This is a genomic window from Nitrincola lacisaponensis, assembly GCF_000691225.1.
Taxonomy (GTDB): domain Bacteria; phylum Pseudomonadota; class Gammaproteobacteria; order Pseudomonadales; family Balneatricaceae; genus Nitrincola; species Nitrincola lacisaponensis.
Genome location: NZ_JMSZ01000032.1, coordinates 119,587 through 146,365, shown reverse-complemented (window position 1 = coordinate 146,365; position 26,779 = coordinate 119,587). Strand labels below are relative to the sequence as shown.

At 50.8% G+C, this 26,779-nt stretch carries 22 protein-coding genes and 1 pseudogene; 6 read left to right on the top strand and 17 right to left on the bottom strand.

The window, feature by feature from the left end:
- The 6 genes from ADINL_RS10720 to ADINL_RS16020 all read right to left on the bottom strand — a co-directional run bounded on the left by ADINL_RS10720 (position 1) and on the right by ADINL_RS16020 (position 6,377).
- Positions 1-1,260: an amidohydrolase family protein gene (locus ADINL_RS10720; RefSeq protein WP_051632732.1), complete on the bottom strand. Its 1,260-nt coding sequence runs from the start codon at positions 1,258-1,260 to the stop codon at positions 1-3.
- 124 nt (positions 1,261-1,384) lie between these two features.
- On the bottom strand, positions 1,385-2,692 hold the full coding sequence (locus ADINL_RS10715; protein WP_036547615.1) for a short-chain fatty acid transporter: 1,308 nt from the start codon (positions 2,690-2,692) through the stop codon (positions 1,385-1,387).
- Positions 2,693-2,800: 108 nt separating this feature from the next.
- The gene (locus ADINL_RS10710) at positions 2,801-3,592 is read right to left on the bottom strand and encodes a hypothetical protein (protein WP_051632731.1); all 792 of its coding nucleotides are present in this window, start codon (positions 3,590-3,592) and stop codon (positions 2,801-2,803) included.
- A 26-nt stretch (positions 3,593-3,618) separates the two neighbouring features.
- A complete protein-coding gene (locus tag ADINL_RS10705) occupies positions 3,619-4,035 on the bottom strand; it encodes a YqaA family protein (protein ID WP_036548682.1) in 417 nt (138 codons plus the stop codon).
- The gene (gene recQ / locus ADINL_RS10700) at positions 4,035-5,915 is read right to left on the bottom strand and encodes a DNA helicase RecQ (RefSeq protein WP_084154483.1); all 1,881 of its coding nucleotides are present in this window, start codon (positions 5,913-5,915) and stop codon (positions 4,035-4,037) included. Before recQ ends, ADINL_RS10705 begins: the two co-directional genes overlap by 1 nt.
- Before the next feature lie 48 nt (positions 5,916-5,963).
- On the bottom strand, positions 5,964-6,377 hold the full coding sequence (locus ADINL_RS16020) for a hypothetical protein (RefSeq protein ID WP_051632730.1): 414 nt from the start codon (positions 6,375-6,377) through the stop codon (positions 5,964-5,966).
- A 240-nt stretch (positions 6,378-6,617) separates the two neighbouring features.
- Between ADINL_RS16020 and ADINL_RS10690 the strand changes: the two genes are divergently transcribed.
- From ADINL_RS10690 to ADINL_RS10680, 3 genes are all read left to right on the top strand, one after another.
- Complete coding sequence (locus ADINL_RS10690; protein ID WP_036547613.1) at positions 6,618-7,118, top strand: GNAT family N-acetyltransferase; 501 nt, start codon at positions 6,618-6,620, stop codon at positions 7,116-7,118.
- Between the two features lie 4 nt (positions 7,119-7,122).
- Positions 7,123-8,094: an OmpA family protein gene (locus ADINL_RS10685; protein ID WP_036547611.1), complete on the top strand. Its 972-nt coding sequence runs from the start codon at positions 7,123-7,125 to the stop codon at positions 8,092-8,094.
- 62 nt (positions 8,095-8,156) lie between these two features.
- On the top strand, positions 8,157-8,489 hold the full coding sequence (locus tag ADINL_RS10680; RefSeq protein ID WP_036547608.1) for a putative quinol monooxygenase: 333 nt from the start codon (positions 8,157-8,159) through the stop codon (positions 8,487-8,489).
- Positions 8,490-8,598: 109 nt separating this feature from the next.
- Here ADINL_RS10680 and ADINL_RS10675 read toward each other — a convergent pair whose 3' ends face one another.
- From ADINL_RS10675 to ADINL_RS10640, 9 genes and pseudogenes are all read right to left on the bottom strand, one after another.
- Positions 8,599-10,188, bottom strand: coding sequence for a methyl-accepting chemotaxis protein (locus tag ADINL_RS10675; protein WP_036547606.1), 1,590 nt, complete (start codon positions 10,186-10,188; stop codon positions 8,599-8,601).
- Positions 10,189-10,533: 345 nt separating this feature from the next.
- Positions 10,534-10,926, bottom strand: coding sequence for an Hpt domain-containing protein (locus ADINL_RS10670; RefSeq protein WP_036547602.1), 393 nt, complete (start codon positions 10,924-10,926; stop codon positions 10,534-10,536).
- Positions 10,919-11,305, bottom strand: coding sequence for a response regulator (locus ADINL_RS10665; RefSeq protein ID WP_036547600.1), 387 nt, complete (start codon positions 11,303-11,305; stop codon positions 10,919-10,921). Before ADINL_RS10665 ends, ADINL_RS10670 begins: the two co-directional genes overlap by 8 nt.
- On the bottom strand, positions 11,302-14,616 hold the full coding sequence (locus ADINL_RS10660) for a PAS domain S-box protein (RefSeq protein ID WP_051632729.1): 3,315 nt from the start codon (positions 14,614-14,616) through the stop codon (positions 11,302-11,304). Before ADINL_RS10660 ends, ADINL_RS10665 begins: the two co-directional genes overlap by 4 nt.
- Complete coding sequence (locus tag ADINL_RS10655; protein ID WP_036547597.1) at positions 14,613-15,686, bottom strand: HD domain-containing phosphohydrolase; 1,074 nt, start codon at positions 15,684-15,686, stop codon at positions 14,613-14,615. Before ADINL_RS10655 ends, ADINL_RS10660 begins: the two co-directional genes overlap by 4 nt.
- Positions 15,687-15,689: 3 nt before the next feature.
- Entirely contained in the window at positions 15,690-16,901 is a 1,212-nt protein-coding gene (locus tag ADINL_RS16785; RefSeq protein WP_338036398.1) for a hybrid sensor histidine kinase/response regulator, read from the bottom strand.
- Positions 16,875-17,144, bottom strand: a pseudogene (locus ADINL_RS16820) (PAS domain S-box protein); the annotation flags it as partial. The pseudogene ADINL_RS16820 and the gene ADINL_RS16785, both read right to left, overlap by 27 nt.
- 12 nt (positions 17,145-17,156) lie before the next feature.
- Positions 17,157-19,868: a PAS domain S-box protein gene (locus ADINL_RS16015; protein WP_152547664.1), complete on the bottom strand. Its 2,712-nt coding sequence runs from the start codon at positions 19,866-19,868 to the stop codon at positions 17,157-17,159.
- Positions 19,869-19,990: 122 nt separating this feature from the next.
- A complete protein-coding gene (locus tag ADINL_RS10640) occupies positions 19,991-21,373 on the bottom strand; it encodes a sigma-54-dependent transcriptional regulator (RefSeq protein WP_036547594.1) in 1,383 nt (460 codons plus the stop codon).
- A 228-nt stretch (positions 21,374-21,601) separates the two neighbouring features.
- Here ADINL_RS10640 and ADINL_RS10635 point away from each other — a divergent pair, with 228 nt between their 5' ends.
- Both ADINL_RS10635 and ADINL_RS10630 read left to right on the top strand, forming a co-directional pair.
- Complete coding sequence (locus tag ADINL_RS10635) at positions 21,602-22,303, top strand: class I SAM-dependent methyltransferase (protein ID WP_051632726.1); 702 nt, start codon at positions 21,602-21,604, stop codon at positions 22,301-22,303.
- Positions 22,304-22,375: 72 nt separating this feature from the next.
- Positions 22,376-22,951 carry a YecA/YgfB family protein gene (locus ADINL_RS10630; protein ID WP_036547591.1) on the top strand — a complete coding sequence of 192 codons (576 nt, stop codon included), beginning with the start codon at positions 22,376-22,378 and terminating at the stop codon, positions 22,949-22,951.
- A gap of 46 nt (positions 22,952-22,997) precedes the next feature.
- Here the strand turns inward: ADINL_RS10630 and ADINL_RS10625 are convergent, their stop codons facing one another.
- The gene (locus ADINL_RS10625) at positions 22,998-23,468 is read right to left on the bottom strand and encodes an outer membrane lipoprotein (protein ID WP_051632725.1); all 471 of its coding nucleotides are present in this window, start codon (positions 23,466-23,468) and stop codon (positions 22,998-23,000) included.
- Positions 23,469-23,566: 98 nt separating this feature from the next.
- The gene (locus tag ADINL_RS10620) at positions 23,567-25,378 is read right to left on the bottom strand and encodes an ABC transporter ATP-binding protein (RefSeq protein ID WP_036547587.1); all 1,812 of its coding nucleotides are present in this window, start codon (positions 25,376-25,378) and stop codon (positions 23,567-23,569) included.
- A gap of 117 nt (positions 25,379-25,495) precedes the next feature.
- On the opposite strand from ADINL_RS10620, the gene aroA reads away from it, so the two are divergent.
- Entirely contained in the window at positions 25,496-26,779 is a 1,284-nt protein-coding gene (aroA, locus tag ADINL_RS10615) for a 3-phosphoshikimate 1-carboxyvinyltransferase (RefSeq protein WP_036548661.1), read from the top strand.

The following is a 26,779-nucleotide window of genomic DNA, read 5'->3' as shown; positions in this document are numbered from 1 at the left end:
TCACCCCGCAGCCTGAAGCGCCGAATCAAACACCCGTCTCGTTTCAAAAACCTGTTTGCTGAATTGTTGACCACGGCTGCTGAGGTGACGTTTCAGCACAAAATCGAACAGAATCGGGTTGTAGCGACGCAACTCTGTAATGGTATGTACTGCCTCCGGGTCCAGCAGCCCTGAACGCGCCAAAAGCACAGGTGATGTCAGCGGCAATACTCCCGGCAAGGGATAGTCTGAGCCAAACAATAAACGATCCTGCCACTCTTCCCTCTCCAGCAGCTCCTGCATCACTTCATCCGGTCGATTGCGCTGAGTGACTGCAGAAATATCGCCATACAAAATGCCGTGGTAATGTGATTCCTGCATCAAGCGACGAAACAACGAGAAGCTTTCAACTCTCGGGCCATCCTCACCCTTGTCCAGATCGATATCCTCACCGATACTGGCGCAGTGAGCCATGACCACCGTGACGCCCCTATCCAGTGCCGGACGCAACTTGAGTGGATTTCCCCACACCGGTCGTCCTGCGCCAACAACAGCCAGCTCTTCGCCCACATGGGTAATCAGCGGAAGTCTCAGGCGTACCAGCGCATCATAAAAATCGGCACAGCGAGGCGATGATGGATCAATACCCATTGCAGGCGGCAACCATTTGACCGCACGTGCACCCTCAGCCTGGGCCCATTCAAGTGCCTCAATCGCATCCTCACGATAGGGATGCACCGAGCACACCCATTCTGCACGCCCCGTGAGGGTACGTGCCACGTCACGGGCATACTGGTTAGGCACATAAAGGGCCGTGGCATCCGGACGTGGTTCACCCTGTGGGGTGTAGGTCCGGTCAAAGGCAAACAGCATCACCCGAAAACCTTCCGGCATATACTTCATCAGGTTATGAATACGTGCCACATAACTCAAATCCACCGAATCATCTGCTTTATGCACACACCCCGCATTCATGTAGAACAAACGTTGTACATATTGTGCCGGAAACACCGGACTCATCATTCGCCGCGACACTTCGATACCGCTGTCACTGTCACCGATACCCGCCAAATGCACATGTGCATCCCAGACAAGATCCGGGTTCAGGCCTTCCCAGGCCTGCATCACCAGCGGGTGTCCTGCCAGTTCAGGAGGCAGGTGCGTCGCACAGGGATTCATCAGGCGAGGTTCACTGATCAAAGGTGTTTTACACCCGGACAGCAACGCAACACCTGCCCCCATAGCGCTTCGCAACATAAAATCGCGACGTGTCATTCCCATGAAACGGGACCTCCTGGAAGTTATTTCATCATGAATATCTGAGTATAACGGTCGGAATCCGGGATGATCCAGCCCAAGGCCGGATCATCCGGTACAAGACGTTGCACGGCGCGCTATGGCTCGCCTAGAGAAATACCAGCCCAATACTGATAATGGTGCCGGTGATAAATAGCTGTACCAGGCAGAAACCCATAATATCCTTGGCCTTCAGTCCGGCAATTGCCAGCATGGGCAACGCCCAGAAAGGCTGCAACAGGTTAGTCCAGGCATCCCCCCAGGCTACGGCCATCGCCACACGTGCCACATCGGCACCCAGCGCTTCAGCCGCAGGTAGCATTACCGGTGCCTGTACCGCCCACTGACCACCACCCGATGGCACAAAGATGTTCAACAATCCGGCACTGATAAAGGTCCAGAAAGGCAAACTGGTTTCTGTGGCAATAGCAACAAAGCCAGACGAAATGGTTTGCGCCAGACCGGATTGCACCATAATCGCCATAATGCCAGCATAGAACGGGAACTGAATCACTATCCCGGCCCCGCCCTTGATCGCTTCCTGCAGACAGTTCAGCAAGCGGCGTGGCGTCTGGTGCAGAATGATCGCCAGAAACAGGAAGGTGAAATTCACCACATTCAGGTTCAAAGTGCCACTGTTGACGAAATACTGCACCAACCAGGCAAGCCCGCCAAAACCAACCAGCCACGCGAGGATGCGACTGTTTTCCAGATGGTCAGCCGGACGGGTAATCTCCACCTGCGTTTCAACTTCATCTTCAAGCCTGGCCGGATCAACATACACACTGTCCTTTTCATCCGGCATCATCAAGCGGTTGACCAGAGGCACGACGATAAACAAACTGATCACAATCGCCAGATTGAAAAACGCAAAAATCGTATCACCCGTGCCAATGACGCCGATCTGATTTTCAGTAAAGTGACCCGGTGTGGCGATAGTCAGCGGCACAGAACCCGCCAATCCGCCATGCCAGACAATGAAACCGGAATAGGCACTGGCTACCAGCAAACGGTAATCCACCCGAATCACACGTGCCAACTGACGCGCAAACAAGGCACCGATTACCAAGCCAAAACCCCAGTTAATCCAGCTGGCTGCCAGCGATACCAGGGTAACCAATATAATGGCCTGACCCGGAGTACTTGCCAGGGTGGCAATTCTGACCAGACCCGCTTTGATCAAGGGTGTACTGGCCAGCATAAAACCGGTCAACAACACCAGCAGCATCTGCATCGAGAAGGTCAACAGCCCCCAGAAGCCGTTGCCCCATATCTGCACCACCTCCATAGGTGTTTTGCTTTCAACCAGAATGGCGGCAGCAAAAGCAACCAGTGTCAGCAGCAGCACGAAAATATATGGATCGGGAAGATAGCGCTCGACCAAGCGCACGAAAGGTTTCGCAACACGACTCAACATGATATATCCCTAATAATATTATTGTTATTCAGTTACTTGCATCGTCTACGTCTTGCATATACGACTAAAGCACAAGAGCCGGGAAACCGCAAGGCGGGAGATGTGTATTCAGGGAGGCGCGGCCAGCCAGTTAATCTCGATTGCGGTGGCCGGTCCGATCACGGCATGATCCAGATTTGGCGGCAGCATCAGCCAGCCGGGCGATACCTGCAGACGACCACTCATGATCTCTGCACGGGTTTGTGGATAGAGCGGGTATTGCGTGGGGTCAGCATAGCCATCCGGCCAGATGGGTTCCAGGGTGTCCATATCATACTTGTCGGTGGCGCCCAGGGTATGCAGCAACTCATGCGCAGCCACCAGATTATTACGACCAGCATGCTCCTCACCGGCAAAACCATTCACCAGACCGATCAGACCCTTCTGCAATCCCAGTGAGTGCTGCATGGGGCCCGGATTATCCTCGGCATAGAAACGAATAAATATGCGAATGGCTCTGGGTTCTCGCGGGGTATCATCATGGCGCCAGACCCAGTAACGCATCTTTAATGCCCAGATCACCGCATCAACAATGCTGGGTTCCAATGGAATATCAGGCGGAATGGCTTCAATTTGCGCCGCCAGGCGTAGATGGATGGGGCGCTCCAACCCCAGTCGGTAGCGTCGTGCTTCACGATCAAAGAAGCGCTCCATATCCTCAAAGTGCTGATCAGTCAGCTGATCAATCCAGGCCTGGGTCATTGAGTTGCCATCGGCATTGATCGGATAGATCCAGGCGGTTACCGGTTCCTGCCAATGCTCATCGCGCGTCTGGGAAAACCAGATATTCAACAGCAACACCGCCACCAGCAGCATCAGCAGCAAGGTACGTAACAGACTGAAGAACTCGCGTCGGGTCACGGCCAGGTTCCTTCTAAACGCCTCTCTTACATAAACAGACCAGCCACCACAAGATAACGCAATAACTTGCCCAGCGCGATACAGACGATACTGAGGCTAACGCGCACCCCAAGCCAACCGGCCACAAAACACAACGGATCACCCACAATCGGCAACCAGGCCATTATCAACGCCACCGCGCCATACTGCTCAATCCAGCGTTTTGCACGCTGATGTTGCGGCTTATCCAGTGTTTTCAGCGGATAGCGCAGCCGGAGCAAGGCCCCCATACCAAAGGTTACAAGGCTGCCCAGCACATTCCCGAGGGTCGCACTGGCAATCAGTTGAGCAACAGGATATTCACCCTGGTGTACCATCCAGGCCAACAGCGCTTCCGAGCCGCCGGGCAACAGGGTTGCCGAGATAAATGCGCTGACAAACAGCGCCAGTAAACCGACTTCCATCAGGCGGGTCTGACCCACTGGCCCGGTGCTGTCTGATGCTCTTCAATCAGATCCAGAAAAGCCTCACCATACAGATCAAACTTGCGCTCACCTATGCCGCTGAGACTGCGCATTTGCTGCTCTGTCTGAGGCCGGTACAGCACCATTTCCATCAGGGTCGCATCATGGAAAATAACATAGGGCGGAACATCCTGCTCCTGTGCCAGACGTTTACGCAGCGCGCGTAAATCTTCCCACAAGCGTTCCTCGGCGGGGTCCAGACGACGCATCGCCGGATTAGTACGATCACGCCGTGCAGCACTGCGAAAATCAGTGTGCCCCTTACCTGAAGGCACACGCGGGTCTTTGCGCAACTGCAAGGACTCATCACCCCGCAGCACCGCCCGACAACTGTCGTTCAACAACAGCACCCCGTGCCCTTCCGCATCAACACGCAGATAACCACGCGCCACCAACTGCCGAAATACCGAACGCCACTGATTCCGATCCAGCTCTTTGCCAATCCCAAACGTACTCAGGCGCTGATGCTGATTCTGCAGCACCTTCTCCGTTTCCTGGCCCAGCAGAATATCCACCACATGATTGACACCAAAACGCTGACCGCTGCGATACACCGCCGACAGGGCTTTTCGTGCCGCTTCGGTACCATCCCAGACCGGCACAGGTTCCAGACAGGTATCACAATTACCACAGGGGGGATGATCCGGTTCGCCAAAATAACTCAGCAACACCTGACGCCGACAGGTGGTGATCTCACACAACCCCAGCATCGCCTCAAGCTTCTGACGCTCAACCTGTTTATAGCGGTCTTCGGCCTGAGAGCTTTCCAGCATCTGCCGCAGAAACAGCACATCCTGAAGGCCATACACCATCCAGGCATCAGCGGGCAGCCCATCACGCCCGGCACGTCCGGTTTCCTGATAATAGGCCTCAATCGAGCGCGGCAGATCAAAGTGTGCCACAAAGCGGACATTGGGCTTATCGATCCCCATGCCAAACGCAATGGTCGCCACCATAATAATCGGTTCTTCAGTCAAAAAACGGTGCTGGTGATGCTGACGTAACTCCGCAGACAGCCCGGCATGATAGGGCAAGGCATTAAACCCCTTGTCACACAGCCAGGCAGCCGTTTCCTCCACCCGCTTGCGTGACAGGCAATAGACCACGCCAACATCCTGCTCATGCTCACTGCGGATAAAACGCAACAGCTGCTCGCGTGCCTTCTCCTTCTGCCCTATGCGGTAACGAATATTCGGACGGTCAAACCCCTGCACAAACAAGCGTGCATTGGTGAGCGCCAAACGTGCCACGATTTCATCTCGCGTCCGCGCATCGGCAGTTGCCGTTAAGGCCACCCGAGGCACTCCGGGAAACAGCGATGCCAGCTGATCCAGCTGCATATACTCCGGACGGAAATCATGCCCCCACTGAGACACACAATGCGCTTCGTCTATCGCAAACAACGCAATTTCCGTGCGCTGTAACAGATTCAGGGTTCGGGGTTGCAACAGACGTTCAGGCGCGACATAGAGCAAATCCAACTGCCCGGTCAGCAACTGCTGTTCCGTCGCCTGCAACTGCTCCAACGGAATGGATGAATTCAGGCAGCCCGCCCGAATGCCCAACTGAGACAGTGCGCTCACCTGATCCTGCATCAACGCGATCAGCGGCGACACCACAATACCCGTACCGCTACGAACCAGAGAGGGCAGCTGATAACACAACGACTTACCGCCACCTGTCGGCATCACCACCAACGCATCCTGACCGGACAACAGGGTACTCACCACCTCTTCCTGTGGTGGGCGAAACTGACTAAAGCCAAAGACTTCAGCAAGTGATTGACGGGCAGACTGGAGTAACGCGGCGTGATTAATCATGGAGCGGTATTATCCGCGAACCCTGTCTGCTTGTCATCCGAGAATCCTTCAGGACAGTATTGGATCATCTCCGCCAATCTGACGGCGTATCTCAGCCTTGATCTCTTCTTCAATACGCTCACGCTCTTCAGGCGGCAGATCAGCCAACTGCTCTTCCGTTAACCCCTTGGACTGCAAATACATAAAACGGATACGCTCAGCAGGCGTCATATCCAGCAACGCCAGCAACTGCTCCCGTACCGCTTCACGCTGCTGCTCCAGTTTCGCTTCATCTGTCAGATTCGACTGCTCTTCAGCATCCGGCAAGGTCGCCGAGGGATACTCACGCTGCTGAGGTGGTGGTTGTAGCATCTGCTCCAGCAGATCGCCAAAACCGGCAGATGCGGTTAACTTGTTTACCCGTGAACTGCTGTCGGGATGTCCTGTACGCGCCTGATTCACATGTGTCTGATCAATTTTCATCTGCTATCCTCCTGTTCAGACATGGGCTTCCTGGACAGACCGCATACACAAGCGGCTCTCCGTCGCTAACATCCAAGCAAAACCCAGACCAACAAAAACGCTACAAAGAAACAAACACTTGGCTTATGATGAACCACAGAACTGGTCGAGACTTGCCGACCACAGCCCTATACGGCATGGACTTGCCGCCTGACACCTATCACACAGCAGAGGCACTCAGCACAAGAGGAAGCACCCGCCATGCAACTGATTGACTGCCAGAATGACCTGCACGGTGACACCATTCTGACCATTTTTAACGACGCCATCCTCAACACCACCGCACTCTATGAATACCAGCCCCGGGACCGTCAGACCATTGACCGCTGGTTTGCCGATAAACACGCGCTCAACCTGCCGGTGATCGGTGCCGTTGATACACAAGGCCAGCTACTCGGATTTGCCAGCTATGGCCGCTTCCGCCCTTACCCGGCCTTTAACACCACCGTAGAGCACTCGATCTACCTGCACCCCGATGCCCGAGGACAAGGACTCGGCAAAATCCTGCTGCAGGCCCTCATCACACGCGCCCAATCGCAACAGTACCACTGTATGATAGGCGCTATCGATGCTGACAATACAGCCAGCATCTCACTCCACCAGTCCCTCGGCTTTCAGGAAACCGGTCGCCTGCCACAAGTAGGCTACAAGTTTGATCGCTGGCTGGATCTGGTGTTTTATCAAAAGCTAATAGGGAGTTAATCTTTTGAACCTGCTTAAAGTATTCGCCATTCTTTCACTCATGGCACTGGCAAGCCCCGCACTAAGCCACGAAGACGTCGAAGGATCGGGCGACCACCCACTGATAGAACGCATTGCTGGTGCCTATATCGCCTGGCAAAAAGTCGATGAGTATGCCGAGTACAGATTTCCGGCCGGCATTCACATCAGAAATCAAGGCTATGAAGAATCCATAACGGCGGAAGGTGAGCATCTACGCATTCTGTACCGATTCACGGAACCCACTCCCACTTTGCGTATTTACAGAAGTTATCAACAGTCACTCGAACGCGCCGGTTTTGAAATCCTCTTTCAAGGACGTGGTCAGGACGATGAGCTGGATAATCGTAAAGGCATCAATTTTATGGGCCGATATGAGATATTGCCATCGGGCCCGAACCTTCGACTGCCAACTCAACGATCAGAGTCTGATACCAGCTACCTGCTGGCTCGTTCACAGGATGGCAGCATCCTCGCCAGCATTGCGATCATGGTGCCCAATCTGACAAATTTACCTATCATTGTGCTCGATGTGGTGACATCAACCACCATGAACGATGCCATGGAACACCACCCACTCAAAGCCAATGAATTGAGCCAAAGCCTGACCACACAAGGACACGTTGCCCTACAGCAGTTGCACTTTGCATTTGACAGCACCGAAATCTTGCCAGAGTCAGCCGAAACACTGAATGAAATTGCCAAGCTATTACAGCAACAACCCGATCTGCGCCTACTGGTCGTGGGTCATACTGACAGCCAGGGCAGCTTTGATTACAACCTGCGCCTCTCTTCTGGTCGCGCTGAAGCCGTCAAGGCCTACCTCGAAACACAGCATGGCATCCAGGCATCCCGACTCCAGGCCGCAGGGGCTGGCATGATGGCACCGATTGCCAGCAACCGGGATGAAGCCGGACGACAGCTCAACCGTCGAGTCGAATTGGTAGACCTGCAGTAAATTGAACATCTAACGACCACGCCTGCTCCCCAGCAGGCGTCTATCAACACAGAGGACCTCACATGTCATCCAAAGTCTACTGCACTGCTCAATTCCTGCCTAAAGCAGGCAAAGAAGCAGAACTCTTTCGCGTACTGCAATCTCTGGAACCTAACACACTTCGCGAAGACGGCTGCATTCAATACATCGTCACCCGCCAGATCCAAAGCCCCTTCGCCGAAGGCACCAGCTTTCCCATCGTATTCCATGAAATCTGGAAAGATATGCAAAGCTTCGAAACCCATTGCCAACGCGATGAAATCAGCGGCTTCTTCGAGCGTTACTGCCTGGCTGATGATGGCCTGGCAGCCGACTGGAACGTGTGTGTTTATTCGGATGAGGGATTACCGGGGTAACCAACCGCTCTGGCCCAGCACTGCAACCTCTCGTTGTCAGTGCTGCACATCTACCTCGAGACTCAGATCGAAAGGATTAGTGAGGCCTGTGAATATTGGCTTCCTAGGACTATACTCTGTATTCTTTTCCTTGTTTTGACCAGAATTGATCTGCCAGTTCAGTGAATCCTGTGGCTACACCTAAAACATTATCACTGGCATCTGCACTTGTAGTCACTGCAGCTAAATTCTGCTCTGACATATCCCGGATCAAAACAACACTTCTATTTATTTCATCTGCGACAGCACTTTGCTCTTCCACAGCAGCAGCTATTTGAGTACTCATATCGTTTATATTTTCAATAGCAATCCAGATCGCATTAAGGGACTCTACAGCTTCACTACCCTTACCTACACTCTGTTCTGTTCGAGTTCTTCCCGCATTCATTGCCTCAACTGCTCTAGTGGAATTTGATTGAAGCTGATCAATCATAGTCCTGATTTCTTCGGTAGATGTTCTTGTTCTACTGGCAAGTGAACGAACTTCATCAGCAACAACAGCAAAACCTCGCCCGGCTTCCCCGGCGCGTGCCGCTTCTATGGCTGCATTTAAGGCAAGAAGGTTCGTTTGTTCTGCAATCGCATTGATCACATCAAGGACTGTAGAAATTTCATTACTACTTGTTTTGACCTCATCAATAATTTTACCTGCTTCAATAATTTCATCTCTTAAAGACTTTATTGATGAAACCGTTTCTTCAACAATTTTTCGACCATTGCCTGCCTGCTTTCTACCTTCCTCAGCTGAAATAGCTGTGCTTTGTGCGTTTCCAGCCACTTCTTGAATACTTGCAGACATTTCATTTATAGCTGCGGCAACCTGATCAGTTTCTGCAAACTGCTTTTCAACACCAGACCTAGATTGCTCAACAGCAACTCCGAGGCTGCTCGAGTTATTCATCATAATATTCGCAGAATCAGCTATTCTACCGATAAGTCCGGCAGTTTCTGACTCTAAAGCTTTAATTGCCAAAAGCACTTGGCCAATTTCATCATTTCTTCCGGTGTATATATAACGTGCAACCGGGTTATCAATAACCTTGTTTGATACTTTTATTACCGAATTCAGTGGTCTTAAAGAAAATGCCTGACCGACAAGAGCCAAAACTATGCCAAACAAAGCTACTGGCAGTTGAACAGATTGGCTATCAAAAATTAAGGACGCGCCTAAAAAAGTAACAACCGGGACTATTAACCACAACAGGACCTTAGGTATAAAAGGTAAATTTTTTCTGAGCTTCCGGGGACTTTTACCATCCATAAGCTCTGGATATATTTTTTCGGCACGCTCAATAAATTTCCTATCTGGCTTACGCCGGATGGATTGATACTCCGCTACTGATCCGTTTTTTTTGATAGGCGTCACATACGCATCAACCCAGTAATGATTTCCATTTTTGCAACGATTTTTAACCATCCCCATCCAGGATTGGCCAGCCTTGACAGTGTTCCATAACTGCTCAAAAGCTGCTGGTGGCATATCTGGATGCCGCACCATGTTATGGTTATTACCTATCAGCTCATGTTCCGTAAAGCCACTGATACGAATGAAATCTTCATTCACATAAGTGATTGCACCTTTAAGATTTGTAGTAGAGAGTATATTAGCATTACTTGAATAATCTTCCTCTATCTGTGTAACTGGCAGGTTTTTTTTCATTATTCGACTTCTCCAAAAAATACCCGGTATCGTGCTTGTTCTCTTAACCCAACATAGTGGCTATTAGAGATTCAGTTCCTAAATCGATACCTACCGGACATGGCAAAATATCATTGCTTAATCAGAACCCTAGGGGGCACCCACAAAAACAATACAAAAACCATGCCATTAGAGAAATCATGTGATATTACGCTAGCATTTATGACTTAATTAGCATTTTGCAGACCATTACTTCCAACACCACTGCATTATGCAGTTTTTTTTGCATAACGCAGCCACTGAATGAAATGCAAATGGGAAAATATTGACGAATATCATTCACCAACCAGACGCTAGCCAATGCGGCTAACGGGGGGGGTGCCGATTATCAACTGGGACAACTGAAGTGGGTACTTCTGCTTGAGTTAACGTGTTCATTAATGCAGCAAGATCCAATATTAATTGTTGTTTTAACGACGCATCCAGCTGAACTGAGGATTGACTCAACAAGTCTTTGACTTTTTGCTCAAGCTTACTCGCTTCCGCGCTAAGAGTTTTCAGACCAAACGATCCACCTGAACCAGATAGTTTATGCAAACGTTGGTAGATCGCTTTTAGGCAATCAAGATCATATTCGCTATCTCCTAAGCTCTCTCCCATCGCCTGAAGGGTAGCTAACTCTTCCGGCAGGTGTTTAAGGTAGTCATGACGGATCTGCGCTAACTGGATACGCATCTCATCATATTGTTTATCACTCATTTCTTAGACTCCAGCTCCTTTTGACTTGACTAGCAAGTGTCATTGGATCAAAAGGCTTAGGAATTACATCGATTGCCCCTAATGATTTATAGTAAGCAACTTCTTCCGGTTGCATCTTCGCAGTCATAAATACCACCGGTACCGCGACAGTAGCAGGCCTGGCTCGCAATGCCATCAATGTACTCGGACCATCTATACCTGGCATCATGACATCTAATAGCAATAAATCCGGAGAGAAGGCATCTGCTTCTCGCAAAGCCTCTTCGCCAGATGAACATATTTTGACTGTAAAGCCGCCAAGAACCTCTAACGCTAATTTCGCAATAGTCTGAATATCTACTTCATCTTCGACATACAGAATTCGTTGCAATTTGCTCATGCCGACTCTCCTCTTCCCTTGCATGATTTAATTCGAACCCTGATCGCATCAAGCAACTCGCACGATGAAATTTTGGACTTGGGTATAATGAAATCAACCATGCAAGCTTCTTTTGAGCTTATTTCAGTGCCATAACAAATGATTACCTTCGCATCTGGCTGCTGAACACGGATCATCTGAAGTAAATCCAAAACCGATCCATCACGCAGATCGGTATCCAATACTACTGCAGAAAAGCTCTCAAGCCTCAGACGATCGCTAGCGTCTTTAAACGTAGTGGCTAATTCAAAATCTATTTTCTCATTAGCAATAGATTCAACAACTTGATAAATAGTGGGATTATTTTCCACAATCAGGACAGAAGCTTCATTAAAACTCGAGGTAGGTAATTCATCACTAAATAGTCTACTTTCAAGGTGATCTTGTATGGGTAGCTCAAACCAGAAAGTCGAACCTGCTCCCTCTGAGGAATCGAAGCCAATCGATCCAGCCATCGCCTCTACAAGCTCCCGGGTAATCGCTAACCCGAGACCTGTGCCACCTTGCTCCCGGACATTCGAAGAATCTGCTTGAGAGAATTTTTTAAAAATACGCTCACGAAAAGAGTCGGCAATGCCGGGACCTTGATCAGTAACACTGATAACCACTTTATTTCGCTTTTTCACAATACTTATTTTCACCTCGGAACCCTCAGGTGAAAACTTGATCGCATTAGAGAGCAAATTTGCCAAAATTTGCATCAGACGATTTGAATCTACTCGTACCAAAATACTGTGATCATAATGTGTTAATAACAGACCCACTCTTCGATCAGTACCATATGAACGGTTTTCTTCCAAAGCCTGTTCAATCAGCGGCATCAACGGCTGTACCTGCATTTTAAATTGCAGTTTGCCAGCTTCAATTTTTTCCATATCCAATAAGTCATTAATAAGATGGGTTAGGCGAAGACTGTTCCTATGTGCAATCTCGAGCATATCTCGCATCGACTCTGGTAACTCACATACCACACCACCCTTTAGCAGACCCAGTGCACCAGTGATCGATGTGAGCGGGGTACGCAACTCATGGCTGACGGTTGAAATAAACTCCCTTTTCATCAGTTCGATGCGTTTACGTTCAGAAATATCTTCGATCATCGACCAGATCAACTTTCGTCCAGACGGGTCATACACCACCATACCATTGAGTAGTACCGGATAACGGCTGCCATCCTTACGGATATATTCCTTTTCAAAAGGACCAAAGCGTCCAGTTTTTTCCATTTTCTCCAGTTGAAGGACTTCCTCAGGCCAGTATTCCTTCGGGGTGATGGACATATAGCTCAGATCAGTAAACTCCTCACGAGTGTAACCAGTGGGAGCCAATAATGCGTCGTTAAGATCCACAAAACGACCGGTATCAAACTCATTTAGCGCAATGCCTATAGGTGATAGTTCAAAAAGCCCTCGCAGGCGTGACTCGCTAAGCTTAAGAGCCTGCTCAGACTGCTTTAGGTCAGTGATGTCTATATGGCAGCCAATCATACGAACAGGCTGCTCATCCGGCCCCCATTCAATCACTTTTCCAATACAACGCACCCAAACAGTTGAGCCATTCTTATGATGATAGCGGACGGTGTTATCAAACGGGACTTGCCCATGACTCCTGATATGTTGATCGAAGCATTCAAGTACGCCAGGCAGATCTTCCTGAAAAATAATTTTCTGCCATGACTCTGGCCGATTCTCCATTTCATGATCGTCATAACCAAACATCTGCTTAAAGCCGAGACTTAAATACTCAGTACCCTGCTGGAGCATCCAATCCCAATAACCTGCCATAGACTGTTCCAGAATCTGCTCATATAACCAGCGCTGTTGGTCAATAGCATCATTCATCAAGACTTGTTCAGTAATATCAGCGTGAGTGCCAAACATTTGCAATGGCTTGCCTTGCGATGTCCAGCTCATAACACATCCGCGATCATGCACCCACACCCAGTGCCCCAGCTTATGGCGCATGCGGCACTTAACATCGTAGTAAGCCAGCTCACCTGAAAAATGGCGTTCCAGCATCATCTCAGATTGTTTAAGGTCTTCCGGATGAGCCAGATCGAGCCAGGTTTGGATATTGATAGGCTGCAGCTCTGCCAGTGTATAGCCGACTATTTCAGCCCAACGCTCATTGAAGATGGTCTGACCCGTCTGAACATTCCATTCCCAAATACCAATATTGGTGCCTTCAATAACCGAAGAGAGACGGCATTCATCCTGCTGCTGCCGCTGTTTGATCCGTGCGGCTTCCACTAGTTGGCCAAGCGTTATGGTGAGTGGGCGCATAAAATCCAATAGTGCCTGATCGTAACCCCCGGGGCGGTTGGCAATACCCAGCATGGCGACCAGTTTATCACCGCAGTGTATCGGAATACCGAGAAAGGCATGCATCACAAGGTGCCCCTCAGGCAAGCCACCACTTCGCGGGTCGTTATGAGGGTCATTGGCAATCACTGGCTCACCAGTGGTGATGACCGCTCCGAACAGAGTATTAAGATTGGTAAATTCCAGCCCCTGTATAACCTTGCTCTGATATAAAGCATGGGTGCCTTGATCCCAAGTGATATTGCTCATATTGTATATCTTCAGGTAGGGTATACTCTCATCGTTATACAGCACCTCACCTATAAAGCCATATTCACTCTCGGTTAACTCAAGAACTTCCTCCAGCAGACCATGAAAAATCTTGTTACGCTGGCCTTCCTCTTGGATAAACTGTGATTGGGTACGAGTAATGATCTTGCTCAGTTGCTGAGTTTGACTCAGCAGTTGGCTCTGCTTTTTAAGGATTATCTGATTAACTTCAGCTTCCACACAGTCGGCAAGATCACGCAGAGAACTAAGCTCTATAGCCGTCAGCTGCCGCGGTTTAGTATCAATAAGACATAGAGTACCGATACGGTAGCCATCGAGCGTGGTCAAGGGTGCGCCAGCGTAAAAGCGGATATGTGGTGGCCCGCTCACCAGAGGGTTGTCGGCAAAACGAGGATCAAGGCTGGCATCGATAATTTCGAAAATGGCATTATTAATAATGGTATGCCCACAAAATGAGATATCCCGCCCGGTCTCGCAGGCGTCCAGCCCCTGGCGAGACTTGAACCACTGGCGATTTTCATCCACCAACGAAACCAAGGCTATCGGCACAGAAAATAGATGTTTGGCCAGGCGGGTAAGGCGATCAAAGCGCTCCTCTGCTTCAGTATCGAGCAGCCTGAGCTTCTGCAAGGCGGCGTGACGCGCCGCCTCATTGTCCGGCTGTCTGGGTGCTTGCATCATGCTTCTTCCGGTTCAGCGTAACGTGCGCTGATGGCCAGGATGTCGGGCAGCTTGCGCAGAAATACTTCAACTAGATCCGGGTCGAAATGGCTGCCACTACTTTCCTTGATCAGGTCTACTGCCGCCTCGACTGACCAGGCCTTTTTGTAGGGGCGAGTCGAGGTCAGCGCATCAAACACATCGGCCAACGCAGCAATGCGCCCAGATATGGGTATAGCTTCGCCGACCAGACCATTAGGATAGCCACTACCATCCCATTTTTCATGGTGAGTGAGCGCAATCTCGCGAGCCATACGCATCAAAGCAGAGTCGTCACCCTCGAGCAACTTGGCGCCGATAACGGCATGGTTTTTTATGATTTCCCACTCATGTGGTTCGAACTTACCCGGCTTGAGTAAAATCGCATCAGGAATGCCAATTTTTCCTATATCATGCATAGGACTGGCGTTGAGCATCAGATCACACTGCTCATCATCCCAACCGATCTGCTTGGCAAGCAGAGCACATATATGGCTCATACGCAGTATATGGAAGCCCGTTTCCTCATCTCGGTATTCCGCGGCCATGCCAAGTCGCTGTACTACCTGCAGGCGCGTGGCGTGTAACTCTTCAGTACGCTGACGTACCATATCTTCCAACACATCTTTCTGGCTATGCAGCATACGATGAGCTAACTGGGCATCAAGCAAATTGCGTACCCGCATCAACAGCTCATTACGGTCAAACGGCTTACTGACAAAATCCCGGGCACCTCCAGCTAGGGCTCGTAGCAGGTAGTCTTTGGTATGCTGCGCTGTAAGGATCACGATGGGCGGTAACAATGGGTCATTCAGTGCTACCAGTTGCTCCATCACTTGATAACCATCCAGATGCGGCATATTGATATCCAACAAGATCAAATCAGGGCGTTGCTGTTGGTAACTATGCAACACCTCGCGCGGGTCGCGGATAAGAACACAATCCTGATAGCCCTGCCCCGACAACATCTTGTCCAGCAGCTTCAGATTGGCAGGTTCATCATCCACGATCAGAATACGTGCAAAGTGGTGCTCGTTGGTATGAAGTAACATAGTTTATGTCTCTGAATTACTTTTCTGCCCAAGCCAGTGATCAACGCTATCGAGGAAAGTATTCACGTGAATGGGTTTGGTAATGTAATCGGCAAACCCTGCCTGCTTACCACGTTCAATATCCCGAGGCATGGCATTCGCGGTAACAGCCAGTACCGGGATCTCTTTTAGTTCGGCATCCTGCTTCAGGATCTTCAATACCTGATAGCCGTCCATACTGGGCATATTTATATCCAGCAGGATCAGTGCTGGTTTGCGTACCCGGGCCAACTCCAATCCCAACTCAGGCAAATGCGCGGTGAGCAGATGAATATGAGGTAGACGACCCATAAGGCTGGCTATCAGCTTCAGATTGGCCGGGTTATCCTCGATATACAACACCAAGTGCTGCTGTTCGGCCGGGATGAATCTGTTTTCACTTTCAGTAGTGTTCAGCAGTCCAGCTGAACCTGCCTCATCGCCCCGGGACTCCAGCGGCAACTCCAGCCAGAAGGTACTGCCAACCCCTAATTCACTCTTCACATCGACGCGCCCCCCCATCATTTCCATAATCTGGCGGGTAATTGTCAGACCAATACCTGTACCCTCCACCGTACTGCCTTCGGCATCCAGACGGTTAAAGGGATCAAATAGTTCACCAAGTCGCTCAGGGGCAATACCCTTGCCCGTATCGCTGATCAATACACGCAGTCGCTCTAAGCCTTCGGGCTGAATTGTCACACTCACCTCGCCTCCCTCACGGTTGTACTTGACCGCGTTTGAAAGCAAGTTGAGTAAAACCTGCTTGAAGCGAGTACGATCGGCACGCACCCACCATGCTTCCAGTCCACAATGTTTAACATGGATCTGGTGCTTTTGTGCTAGAGGTTTTATCAGCGATAAGCACTCGTCCATGAGCGGATAGACTTCCACTGGTTCCAGAGACAGCTCAAGATGACCTGACTCTATTTTGGATAGATCCAGCACTTCGTTAATCAGCACAAGTAGATGATTACCGGCTTTGATGATCTCATGGACATTATCCTGTTGATCAGCATCCAGAGCATCATCATATTCAAGCATTTGGGCAAAACCGAGGATGGCGTTCATCGGTGTACGTAATTCATGACTCATACTGGATAAAAAGGACGATTTAGCCTGGTTGGCACGATCAGCCTCTTCTTTTGCAGCAAAAAGCTGTTGCTGGCGCAGCAACTCGCTGGTGTAATCGCTCATAATATTAAACAAGTACTGCAGGCGACCATCTGGCCCAGCGATAGATCCTATATTAGCAGTGCTAATGAGCTTTTCACCATCCTGACGCTGAAGTTGTAATAACCCTGTCCAACTCTCCCCCTTAGCCGCAGTATCCATAATGGTCTCAGGTGCCCATTGCATAGCCTCTTCAGATAAGAACTGAGTAAAGTGCATACCTTGGCACATGTGCGACGAGTATCCTAACAAGTGATCATGCGCCGGATTACTGTAGACTTAGAAGCCCTCCGCATCGGTCACACCTATTCCCTGTTCGGTGGCATCGAATACACGACGGAAAATCAACAGATCCTGTACGGCCCGTTTGCGCTCATCGATATCCTGTACCACACCAATCATACTCAAGGGGTTGCCCTCGGCATCACGCTGCACTGCGCCACGCTCCAGAAGCCAACGGACAGTTCCATCTGGCCACACCACGCGGTGCTCTATATCGTAAGGCGCATCATTTTCTATACAAGCGGCAACGGCATCAATTACTGCCTGACGGTCATCAGGATGTACTGCAGCCAGAAAGTTAACGTAGGAGGTTTCCAGATCGCCAGCAGGGTAGCCAAATAACGGCGCTATGCGTTCACTCCAGAACAGTTCGCCTGTAACAATATCCCACTCCCAAGTACCAATATTTGCATATAGCTGGCCACGACGCAGGCGCTCCTTGGCAGCCTCGGCAGCCTGTTCTGCACGCAGCCGCTGGGTAATATCGTGAAAGCTCCACAACCGTCCAACTGATTTCCCATCACGCCGCAAGGGCTTGGAGTGGCGTTCAAAGACGCGCCCGTCGAGCAGTTCTATCAAGTCGTCGAGCTCCTCCGTCGACTGGTATAGGACCTTTACCTTTTGCATGAAACCTTCGGGGTCGAGCAGCTGTGTCATGGCATGGGCGAGCAGCTGTTCATCGCTGGTGCTATCCGCCATGGGTTCGGTCATGCTCCACATCTGGCGGAACTGCAGGTTCATAAACAGCATCTTACCGCTGGCGTCTACCGCCAGAATACCGTCCTTGGTGGATTCCAGGGTAGCGGCAAGCTGGTAGGCATCTTCTTTTTCCTGCGTCACGTCGGACTCGATGGCCATAAAACCCTGCAGCGAGCCCTTGTTATCACGTAGTGGATTACACTGAATACGAATCCAATAGGGCTTGTTTTCATTGGTGTAATTGACCAGGTCAGCCTTAAACCCTTCCCCTCGCTCCAGTGCCGCACGTATCCTGGCAAGAGTGCAGGGATCGGTTTCCGGCCCCTGCAGCAACTCCCCCGGTTTGCGACCAAGCATATCGTCGAGAGTGTAGCCGGATATACGGGTAAAGCCATCGTTGACCCACTCTACCCGACCAGCCATGTCGGTAATCACCACACCGTTAGTGGTTTGACTGGCCACCTGCGATAGACGTGCAAGCTCCTGCTCAACAGCTTTTGCATGACTGATGTCAGTACGGATTGATACGTATTGGTATGGCTTGCCACTCTCATCCAGAAAGGGAGTAATTGTTGATTCAACCCAGTACAGGCTGCCATCCTTGCGCCGGTTGCAGACCTCGCCAAACCACGTCTGGCCGGAGACGATGGTGGCCCACATCTCCTTGTAGAGGCTGTCCGGGTGCTGACCGGATTTGAGCAGGCGATGGTTCTTTCCCAGCAGCTCTTCAGGACAATAACCGCTGATATCACAAAACAGGTCGTTGACATAGGTGATATTGCCAGCACTGTCGGCAATACTGACAATGGCATGTTGATTGAGCGCCAGGTGTTCACGTTCGCGCTGATAGAGCAGTTGTTGTATCTCTGACTGTTTGGCTCGCAGCTCGCGGGCACGATGAGCACGCGAACTAACCCGGTTGATGAGATAGTCAGGGACAACCGGTTTTTGCAGAAAGTCATCACCCCCAAGGCTGAGTGCCTGTGACTGCCAATCCGGATCCAACTCAGCCGATAGAAATACTATCGGAAGCTGGTGGTAGCGCTCGTCCTCACGCAGAAGTGCCGCCAGTTCCGGTCCACTAATCTCTGGCATGTGAAAATCCAGGACTAATACTTCCGGATCCAGGGTCTGCATTTGCTCCAGAGTCTTTCGTGGGTCCTGAAGGGTTGAAACCTGCATACCGGCGGCCCGCAACATACTGGCCTGTGCCTCCAGGATGAGGGGTTCATCATCCACCATCAGTACCCGATAGGGTTCAGGGGGGACCCGTTGAGTGATCTCGTCCAGCAGGCGCAGCAAACGTTCAGAAGAAACAGGTTTATTTAAATAATGAGCAGCACCACTGCGATAGGCCGCCAGACGGGCATCCAGATCCTGTCGTACCGACAAAAACACCACCGGTGGAAAACTCCCGGAATATGCCTCGCGTTCCTGCCGGATATACTCTGCGCCGGCTAAATCACCATCCGGGAACACCATATCGATAATAATGGCAGCGGGTAGTTCATCCGCCCGCATCGCTGCAGAGAAGGCTGACAGGCCATCCAGCAGACGTGGACAGTACCCAGCTTCCTCGAGCACCCCGATGAGTTTTTGGCCTTGCTGACTGTCATCCTCTACCACATAAAGCAACGGCGAACGCTTGCCCTTGGGAGGCCGCATCACCTTGGGAGCAGTCAGGCTGGGAGCATGCCGATCAGGGGCGCTGCGTGCGAGCTTGTCCATGCGTTGCAAGGCAACCGATAAGGCTGAAGCTATGGCCTGTTGTTCGACTTTATCTTCGGTGTTGCGCAGATGATCGAGCAGCCGCTCTGTTTGTCGCGCCATATCACTCAGCGAATGCAAACCAAACGTACCGGCGCTGCCGGTCAGGTTATGGAGCAGACGATGCAAGGCTAACAATTCAGAATGGGTGGGGGATGTCAGGTCAATGCAGCCTGCCTGCTGAGCAATGGCATGCATTTTTTCCGGCAGTTGCGCGATAAACTGTTCACGCAATTTTGCCAATATCTGATTAGCCTTTTGCTCATGAGTCACTAGCTTTACCCTATGCTTAATACGATGCTTGCCGGGAATTTATTGTGTGATATTCACATTAAAGCAAGCAAAAACCATACCAGTAATGTGGTTTATATACTTTTTCCCCAGCGATTAAGCTTCCGGTAAAGAGTGGAATCACTGACACCTAAATGGCGAGCGGCTTCAATAACACTTCCATTACACTGACTAATAGCCTGCTCGATGTATTCACGTTCAACATCAGCAAGTCTGCGAATAGGGGCTCCGCTATGTTCAGCTTCAGTAACCATTTTATTTTTAGCGGGTTCACATAGATCTGAATAAGCGCTCTTGCTTTTTAGATCCAACATGGAATGGGTAACAAGTCCTCCCTTGTGAAGAACAACTATCCGACGGATAATATTCTGCAGCTCACGGACATTACCTGGGAACGCCTGAGTAAGAAGAATATTCACTGCATCATGACTAAATCCTTCAAAGTGTTTACCCTCCTGTAATGAGTATTGACGTAAGAAGTGATGTGCCAATATCAAAACATCTTGATCACGGTTACGCAGTGGCGGTAGATCAATAGGCACGACATAAAGCCGGTAATAGAGATCTTCACGAAACCGCCCTGCCCTGACCTCATGCCACGGATCTCTATTGGTTGCGCACACAAATCGCACATCAACACACTCTTCTTGTGTAGCACCTACTGGACGGTATTGACGGGTTTGAATAAAACGCAGCAATTTTGTCTGCAACTCAAGGTCCATCTCACAAATTTCATCCAGAAAAAGCGTACCTCCATTGGCCTGAGCAGCTGCGCCCTTTCTAGGCTGTAAGGCTCCAGTAAAAGCTCCTTTTACATACCCAAAGATCTCGCTCTCAAGCAAGTCGCGTGGGATAGCTGCGCAATTCAAGGCAACAAAGGGAAGTTGTGCCCGAGAACTCTGACGATGTATTGCTTCTGCACACAACTCTTTACCAGTACCGCTTTCACCAGTAATAAAAACTGTAGCATTACTGGTAGCAACATTATCAATAATGCGATAAACAACCTGCATAGGCGCTGAACTCCCCACAAAGCCACAGTAATGATTGCGAGGGCTTTTTTCTATTGCACTAAGCTTCTCCTCTAGAAGCAGCTGCTCAAGAAGCTTTCTGATAATAACCAGTAACCGAGGCTGATCCAGTGGTTTTAACATATAGTCATATGCCCCCATGCGGACGGCATCCATAGCAGAATCTGCGCTATTTTCACTAGTGACGATGATAACTTTTGTTTTTAGATCAGACCTTCGAATATGCTCCAGTACTTCTAAACCATGAATATCTGGCAATCCCAAATCGAGTAATAAAATAGCAGGAGGAGCCATTTGCAAGTATGAAATTGCCTGTTGTCCCGTATGCACAACCTCAATATGACACCCAGTACAACTCAAAAATTCTGCATAGGCTCGTGCCAAGAACTCATCATCTTCAACGATTAGCAGTGCTGGTTTATTCATACATCTCCAGAATAAAAATTAGTAGGTAAAATCACCCGTATTGCAGTTTAGCTGCAATTTGCAGTCAAAACCACTGCATTATGCTGGTAATTATCAGATATCAACACACTCTCATAGTTTCAAGAAGGTAAGACAGCAATGATCATCAGCTTTGCTATGTACAAATTAGATAGTACATTAAGCAACACTAAAGTAATTATTGTACTTCTGCTCACAGGAAACGCCGGCATGTCCTCACTTGAAACAACCCAGGTTTATCTTGAACGCCATCATGGAGGCGATGGGCGGTTAGCAGCTCAGCGTACGCTGGAAAGTCATCAGCGTAATCATGATGCGTCCTTTCAAACCTTCTGGAACACGCATGTCAATTTGGCGCCGGATACAACTGCGCATCTGATTGATTTGGGCTGTGGACCAGGTTTGTTTCTGCAAGATCTGCATCAACGTTACCCGGATGCGCAGCTAACCGGTATCGAATGCGCACCATACATGCTGGAGCTGGTAGATAATCTGCCAGCGTCTGTCCAGATTCAGGTCGCTGACCTGAATCTGGATCTGCCTGAGCTGTTTGCGCTTGAAACGGTCGATGTGGCGCTTGCCAACCGGCTGATTCACGAGCTGCATCAGCCGGTCAGTCTGTTTCGCAATCTGTATCGCTGGCTGAAGCCTGGTGGCGTTGTGATACTGGTGGATATGGTGCGCCAGCCACTCAAGTCAGCCCTCCTGCATGAGCTGAAAGGTGTATCCCTCACAGACCCGCAGGTCACAGATGAATGGTTACAGGCTCAGTTTCTGCATTATCTGGAGCATAATCGCTATCATCCTGAGGATTTGTGTGATCTGCTGGAGATGTGTGGTTTTGAGTTATTGGCCTGTGAGTCGATCCGTTCAGGACGTGCTGCACAGATCGCCATCCGGAAACCCGTATAGACACCTTGAAACCATATCCGCCATCAACTTTACAGGTTAGAATAGCGTGATATGACAATGGGGATACTAGAGATGACTGCCACCGGTTTGATCACAGAAGCTGAACTTGACCAGCTTGAAGCCTTTCTTTTTTCTTCAGCCGTTTCCGAAGATTCATTGGACTTGATCGGTACGCATGGATTGCTTTGCGCGCTGAATATCAGTCCGGTGAAAGTACCGGAACAGGAGTGGCTGGATCTGCTGTTTGACTCTGAACCCAAATGGGAGACGGAGACACAGAAGTCCGAGATCATCGGTCTGTTACGCAAGCTAAATCACACCATTGGCCAGGATCTGTACAACGATCAGGAAACACTGCTGCCCTGTGAACTGACGCTGGATACTGATGAAGATGAAGACGAACCGGAACTGACGATCTGGGCTCAGTCGTTCATGGAAGGCGTGTTCATGCGTGAAGAGGACTGGTTCGGCGATGATGAAGAAACGGTCGCAGGCTTGCTGTTACCCATCATGGTCGCTTCGGAACTGTTTGATGATCCGGAGATTGCCGAAATACGCCAGGATCGCGCGCTGAGTGAAGAGATGGCAGAGCAGATTCCAGAGCTGCTGGTCGATCTGTATCTCTACTATCACGCTCCAGAGAAGTAAAATTCGGGGTGATCGCCCGCGCTGCGGACGGTCACCCTGTCACAGGTTAGTAGGTCACACGCATTGTGCTGCCCTGTCCCAGAACGCGAACGCGATCACCTGGGCTGAAGACCTGGTTCTGATCCACTTCCTGTACAACTGAAACCAAGGAACCATTATCCAGACGCACGGTGATTTCCACACCCTGACGGCGGCTGGTCATTTCTTCAACACGCTGTCCGGCAACACCACCAGCAACGGCACCAAGAACGGTCGCAAGCTGACGCCCTGTACCACCGCCCACCTGATGACCGGCAACACCACCAATTACGGCACCGGTACCTGCACCGACAATACCATCAGTACGACCCTCAATCACCACCGGTACAAGCGATTCAACACGTCCCATCTGTACGCTTTGTGCCTGACGGGCCTCACCACGGCTGTAGCTGGTGCCTGTCAGTGTTGACTGTGCACAACCGGTCAGCACCGCACCACTGAGCAGCAGTGTCAAAGCGATTGCGGTTTTTTTGTTCATAGCATGTCTCCTAAGCGCTGTTTGGCTTGTATAGATTTATCTTAGACTATCTTAACGGTTCCAAGCTGAACGCCATATGAGCGACAGCCATTTTTTACTTAAACCTGCTGATGCGTACCATAGAGTTTCTGATAGAGCCCCTGCTCTTGTATCAGTTCTTCATGACTTCCCTGTTCGGCAATCTGTCCGTCTTCAAACACATACACCTTGTCGGCCTGTTTGACGGCACTGAGACGATGGGCCACGATCAGGGTGGTCCGGTTTTTCAGAAAATCCTGCAGTGCCTGATGCAGCCGCGCTTCTGTCTCGGTATCCAGTGCTGAGGTGGCTTCATCCAGAATCACCACCGCCGGATCACTCAACACCATGCGGGCAATCGCCAGTCGCTGCCGCTGCCCACCGGACAGACGCACACCCTGACGCCCTACGCGTGTCTCCAGCTGCTCTGGCAGCTCATCACGGACAAAGTCTTCCAGCTGTGCAACCCTCAGAGCTTCCCAGCATTGCGCATCTGTGTAGGTTTTCCCCATCAGCAGATTGTCCCGCACTGTGCCATTAAACAGGGCAGGCTGCTGCAGTACGGTCGCCACATGTTCACGCACCTGTTCAAAGCCTGTCTCACGCACCGATATGCCGTTAAAGCGCACATCACCCTGCTCGGCAGGATAAAGCCCCAGAATCACCTGAATCAAGGTTGACTTGCCGCCACCACTGGCACCGACCAGTGCAACTTTTTGTCCCGCCGGAATACTCAGGCTGATGCCACGTAACACTTCCTGACCCGGACTGTAGCTGAAATGGATATTATCCAGCTCCAGCTGTACACCTGTATGACCCGCAAACGGGTCTTTAAGTGCCGGATACTGAGGTTCTTCTTTCAGGGCGATCAAGCGGTTGACGCGACCCAGTGCTGCATTGGCGGCAAACCAGGCATACTGAATACCCAGAATTTCCTGAACGGGACCTATCATAAACCAGAGGTAGCCAAAGACGGCCATCATCTGTCCTATCGACAGATCCGAGAAGAGCACCATCAGCATCGCCACAGAGCGGAACAGGTCGAAACCTATCAGGAACACCAGGAAGCTGAAACGACTGGCCGCATCTGACTGCCATTCGAAACGACTGGAGTGATTACGAACATCTCGCGCGCCGTCGATCAGGCGCATCAGATAGTGGCGTTCACGATTACTGGCACGGATCTGCTGGATCGCATCCAGGGTTTCGGTCAAGGCGCCCTGAAACACTTCATAGGACAGGTTTTCCTGCTTCTTCAGATCCTTTACCCGCTTGCCTATCACCATGGTCAGCCAGATCACAAACGGGTTGAGCAACAGGATAAACAGCGCCAGCTGCCAGTGCATCCACAGCAGGATAATGGCGGTACCCAGTATCGACAGCACGGCCACCAGCAGCCGGCTGATGGAGCTGCCAATAAAGCGGTCGACTGTATCCAGGTCGGTGACAAAATGTGATGCAACCCGACCACTTCCCAGGGTTTCATATTCAGCCATGGAGATACGCTGAAGGTGATTCAGTAATGAGCGTCGGATGCGAAAAATCAGGTCTTTGGAAATGATCGTGAACTGCCGGGCCTGCCAGACATTCAGTAACAGTGCAGTCACACGCAGCAGCACGGTCAGTGCAAACACCGAGAAGATATAGATCGCAGGCCCCTGCCATTCTGCAGGCACCAACTGGTTAACAGCCGCCACCAGGGTTGCCGGTTGATCCAGCAGCACTTCATCAACCAGTAATGGCATGAGCAGCGGCACTGGCACCGCAGCGACAGCCGCCAGCAGTGCAATGATATTTGCCATGACCAACTCACGGCGGTGTTTAAGGGCGACCTGCAAGATCGACTGCCAGGTATAGAGTTTTTGTCCTTCAGTGACGCTTTGCCCTTCCAAACGATGTCTCCTTGTTGCCGGGATGAAGCGCGCAATCCTCGCTCCGCCGGGTAAAAAATGGTAGTTTATCCGCTTTCTTGCAATCACTATTTCACTCAGAAGAAACCGATCATCACCATGGACAGCCTGACACTCGATCCTCTTAGCCACGCCGAAGGCGATGTACAACTTCCCGGTTCCAAAAGCCTGTCTAACCGCTTGCTGTTACTGGCGGCTCTGGCAGAAGGTGAAACCCGTATTACCAACCTGCTGGACAGTGATGACGTCAGACATATGCTGAATGCACTGCAACTGCTGGGCGTGGACTACACGCTATCCGATGATCGGCGTAGCTGTACCGTCAAGGGTACGGGCAAACCTTTCCGGACAGATCAGGCGCTGGAACTTTTTCTGGGTAATGCCGGAACCGCCATGCGGCCGCTCTGTGCTGCCTTGTGTCTGGGTCAGGGTGACTTCACACTGACGGGTGAGCCTCGCATGTCTGAGCGCCCGATTCGTGATCTGGTCGATGCGCTGCGCCCTCTGGGTGCCGAGGTCACCTACCTCAAAGAGGAAGGCTATCCTCCGCTGACCTTGCATGCTCAAGGCCTTCGTGGTGGCACTGTCAGCATTCGCGGTAATATTTCCAGTCAGTTCCTGACCGCTTTGCTGATGGCAGCGCCCCTGGCCAATGGCGATTTGACCATCGACGTGGAAGGCGAACTGGTGTCCAAACCCTATATCGACATTACGCTGCACAGTATGCAACTGTTTGGCATCAAAGTCGATAATGAGAACTATGCGCGTTTCTTTATTCGCGGAAACCAGACCTACCGTTCACCGGGTGAAGTGATGGTGGAGGGTGATGCCTCATCTGCATCCTACTTTCTGGCGGCAGCAGCCATCGCCGGTGGCAAGGTTCGCGTTTATGGTGTTGGCGCTGACAGTGTGCAGGGCGACAAAGCCTTTGCCGAAGTACTCGGAAAAATGGGTGCTCAGGTTACCTACGGTCCCACCTGGATTGAGGTCAGCCGTGGCAGTCACCTGAAAGGGGTGGATCTGGATCTGAATGCCATTCCCGATGCCGCCATGACCATTGCGACCACAGCGCTGTTCGCCGAAGGCCCGACAGCGATTCGTAATGTGTATAACTGGCGGGTGAAGGAAACAGACCGGCTCAGTGCCATGGCAACCGAGCTGCGTAAGGTGGGTGCCAGTGTTGTGGAAGGTGAGGATTTTATTGAGATCACCCCCCCTGCCCGACTGACTCCGGCCAGTATCGATACCTATGATGATCACCGCATGGCCATGTGCTTCTCACTGGCTGCTTTCGGTGATGCGGCAATCACGATTAATGATCCGGGTTGCACCCGGAAGACCTTCCCTGAATACTTTGATCTGTTCCGTCAGATCACCCGCTAA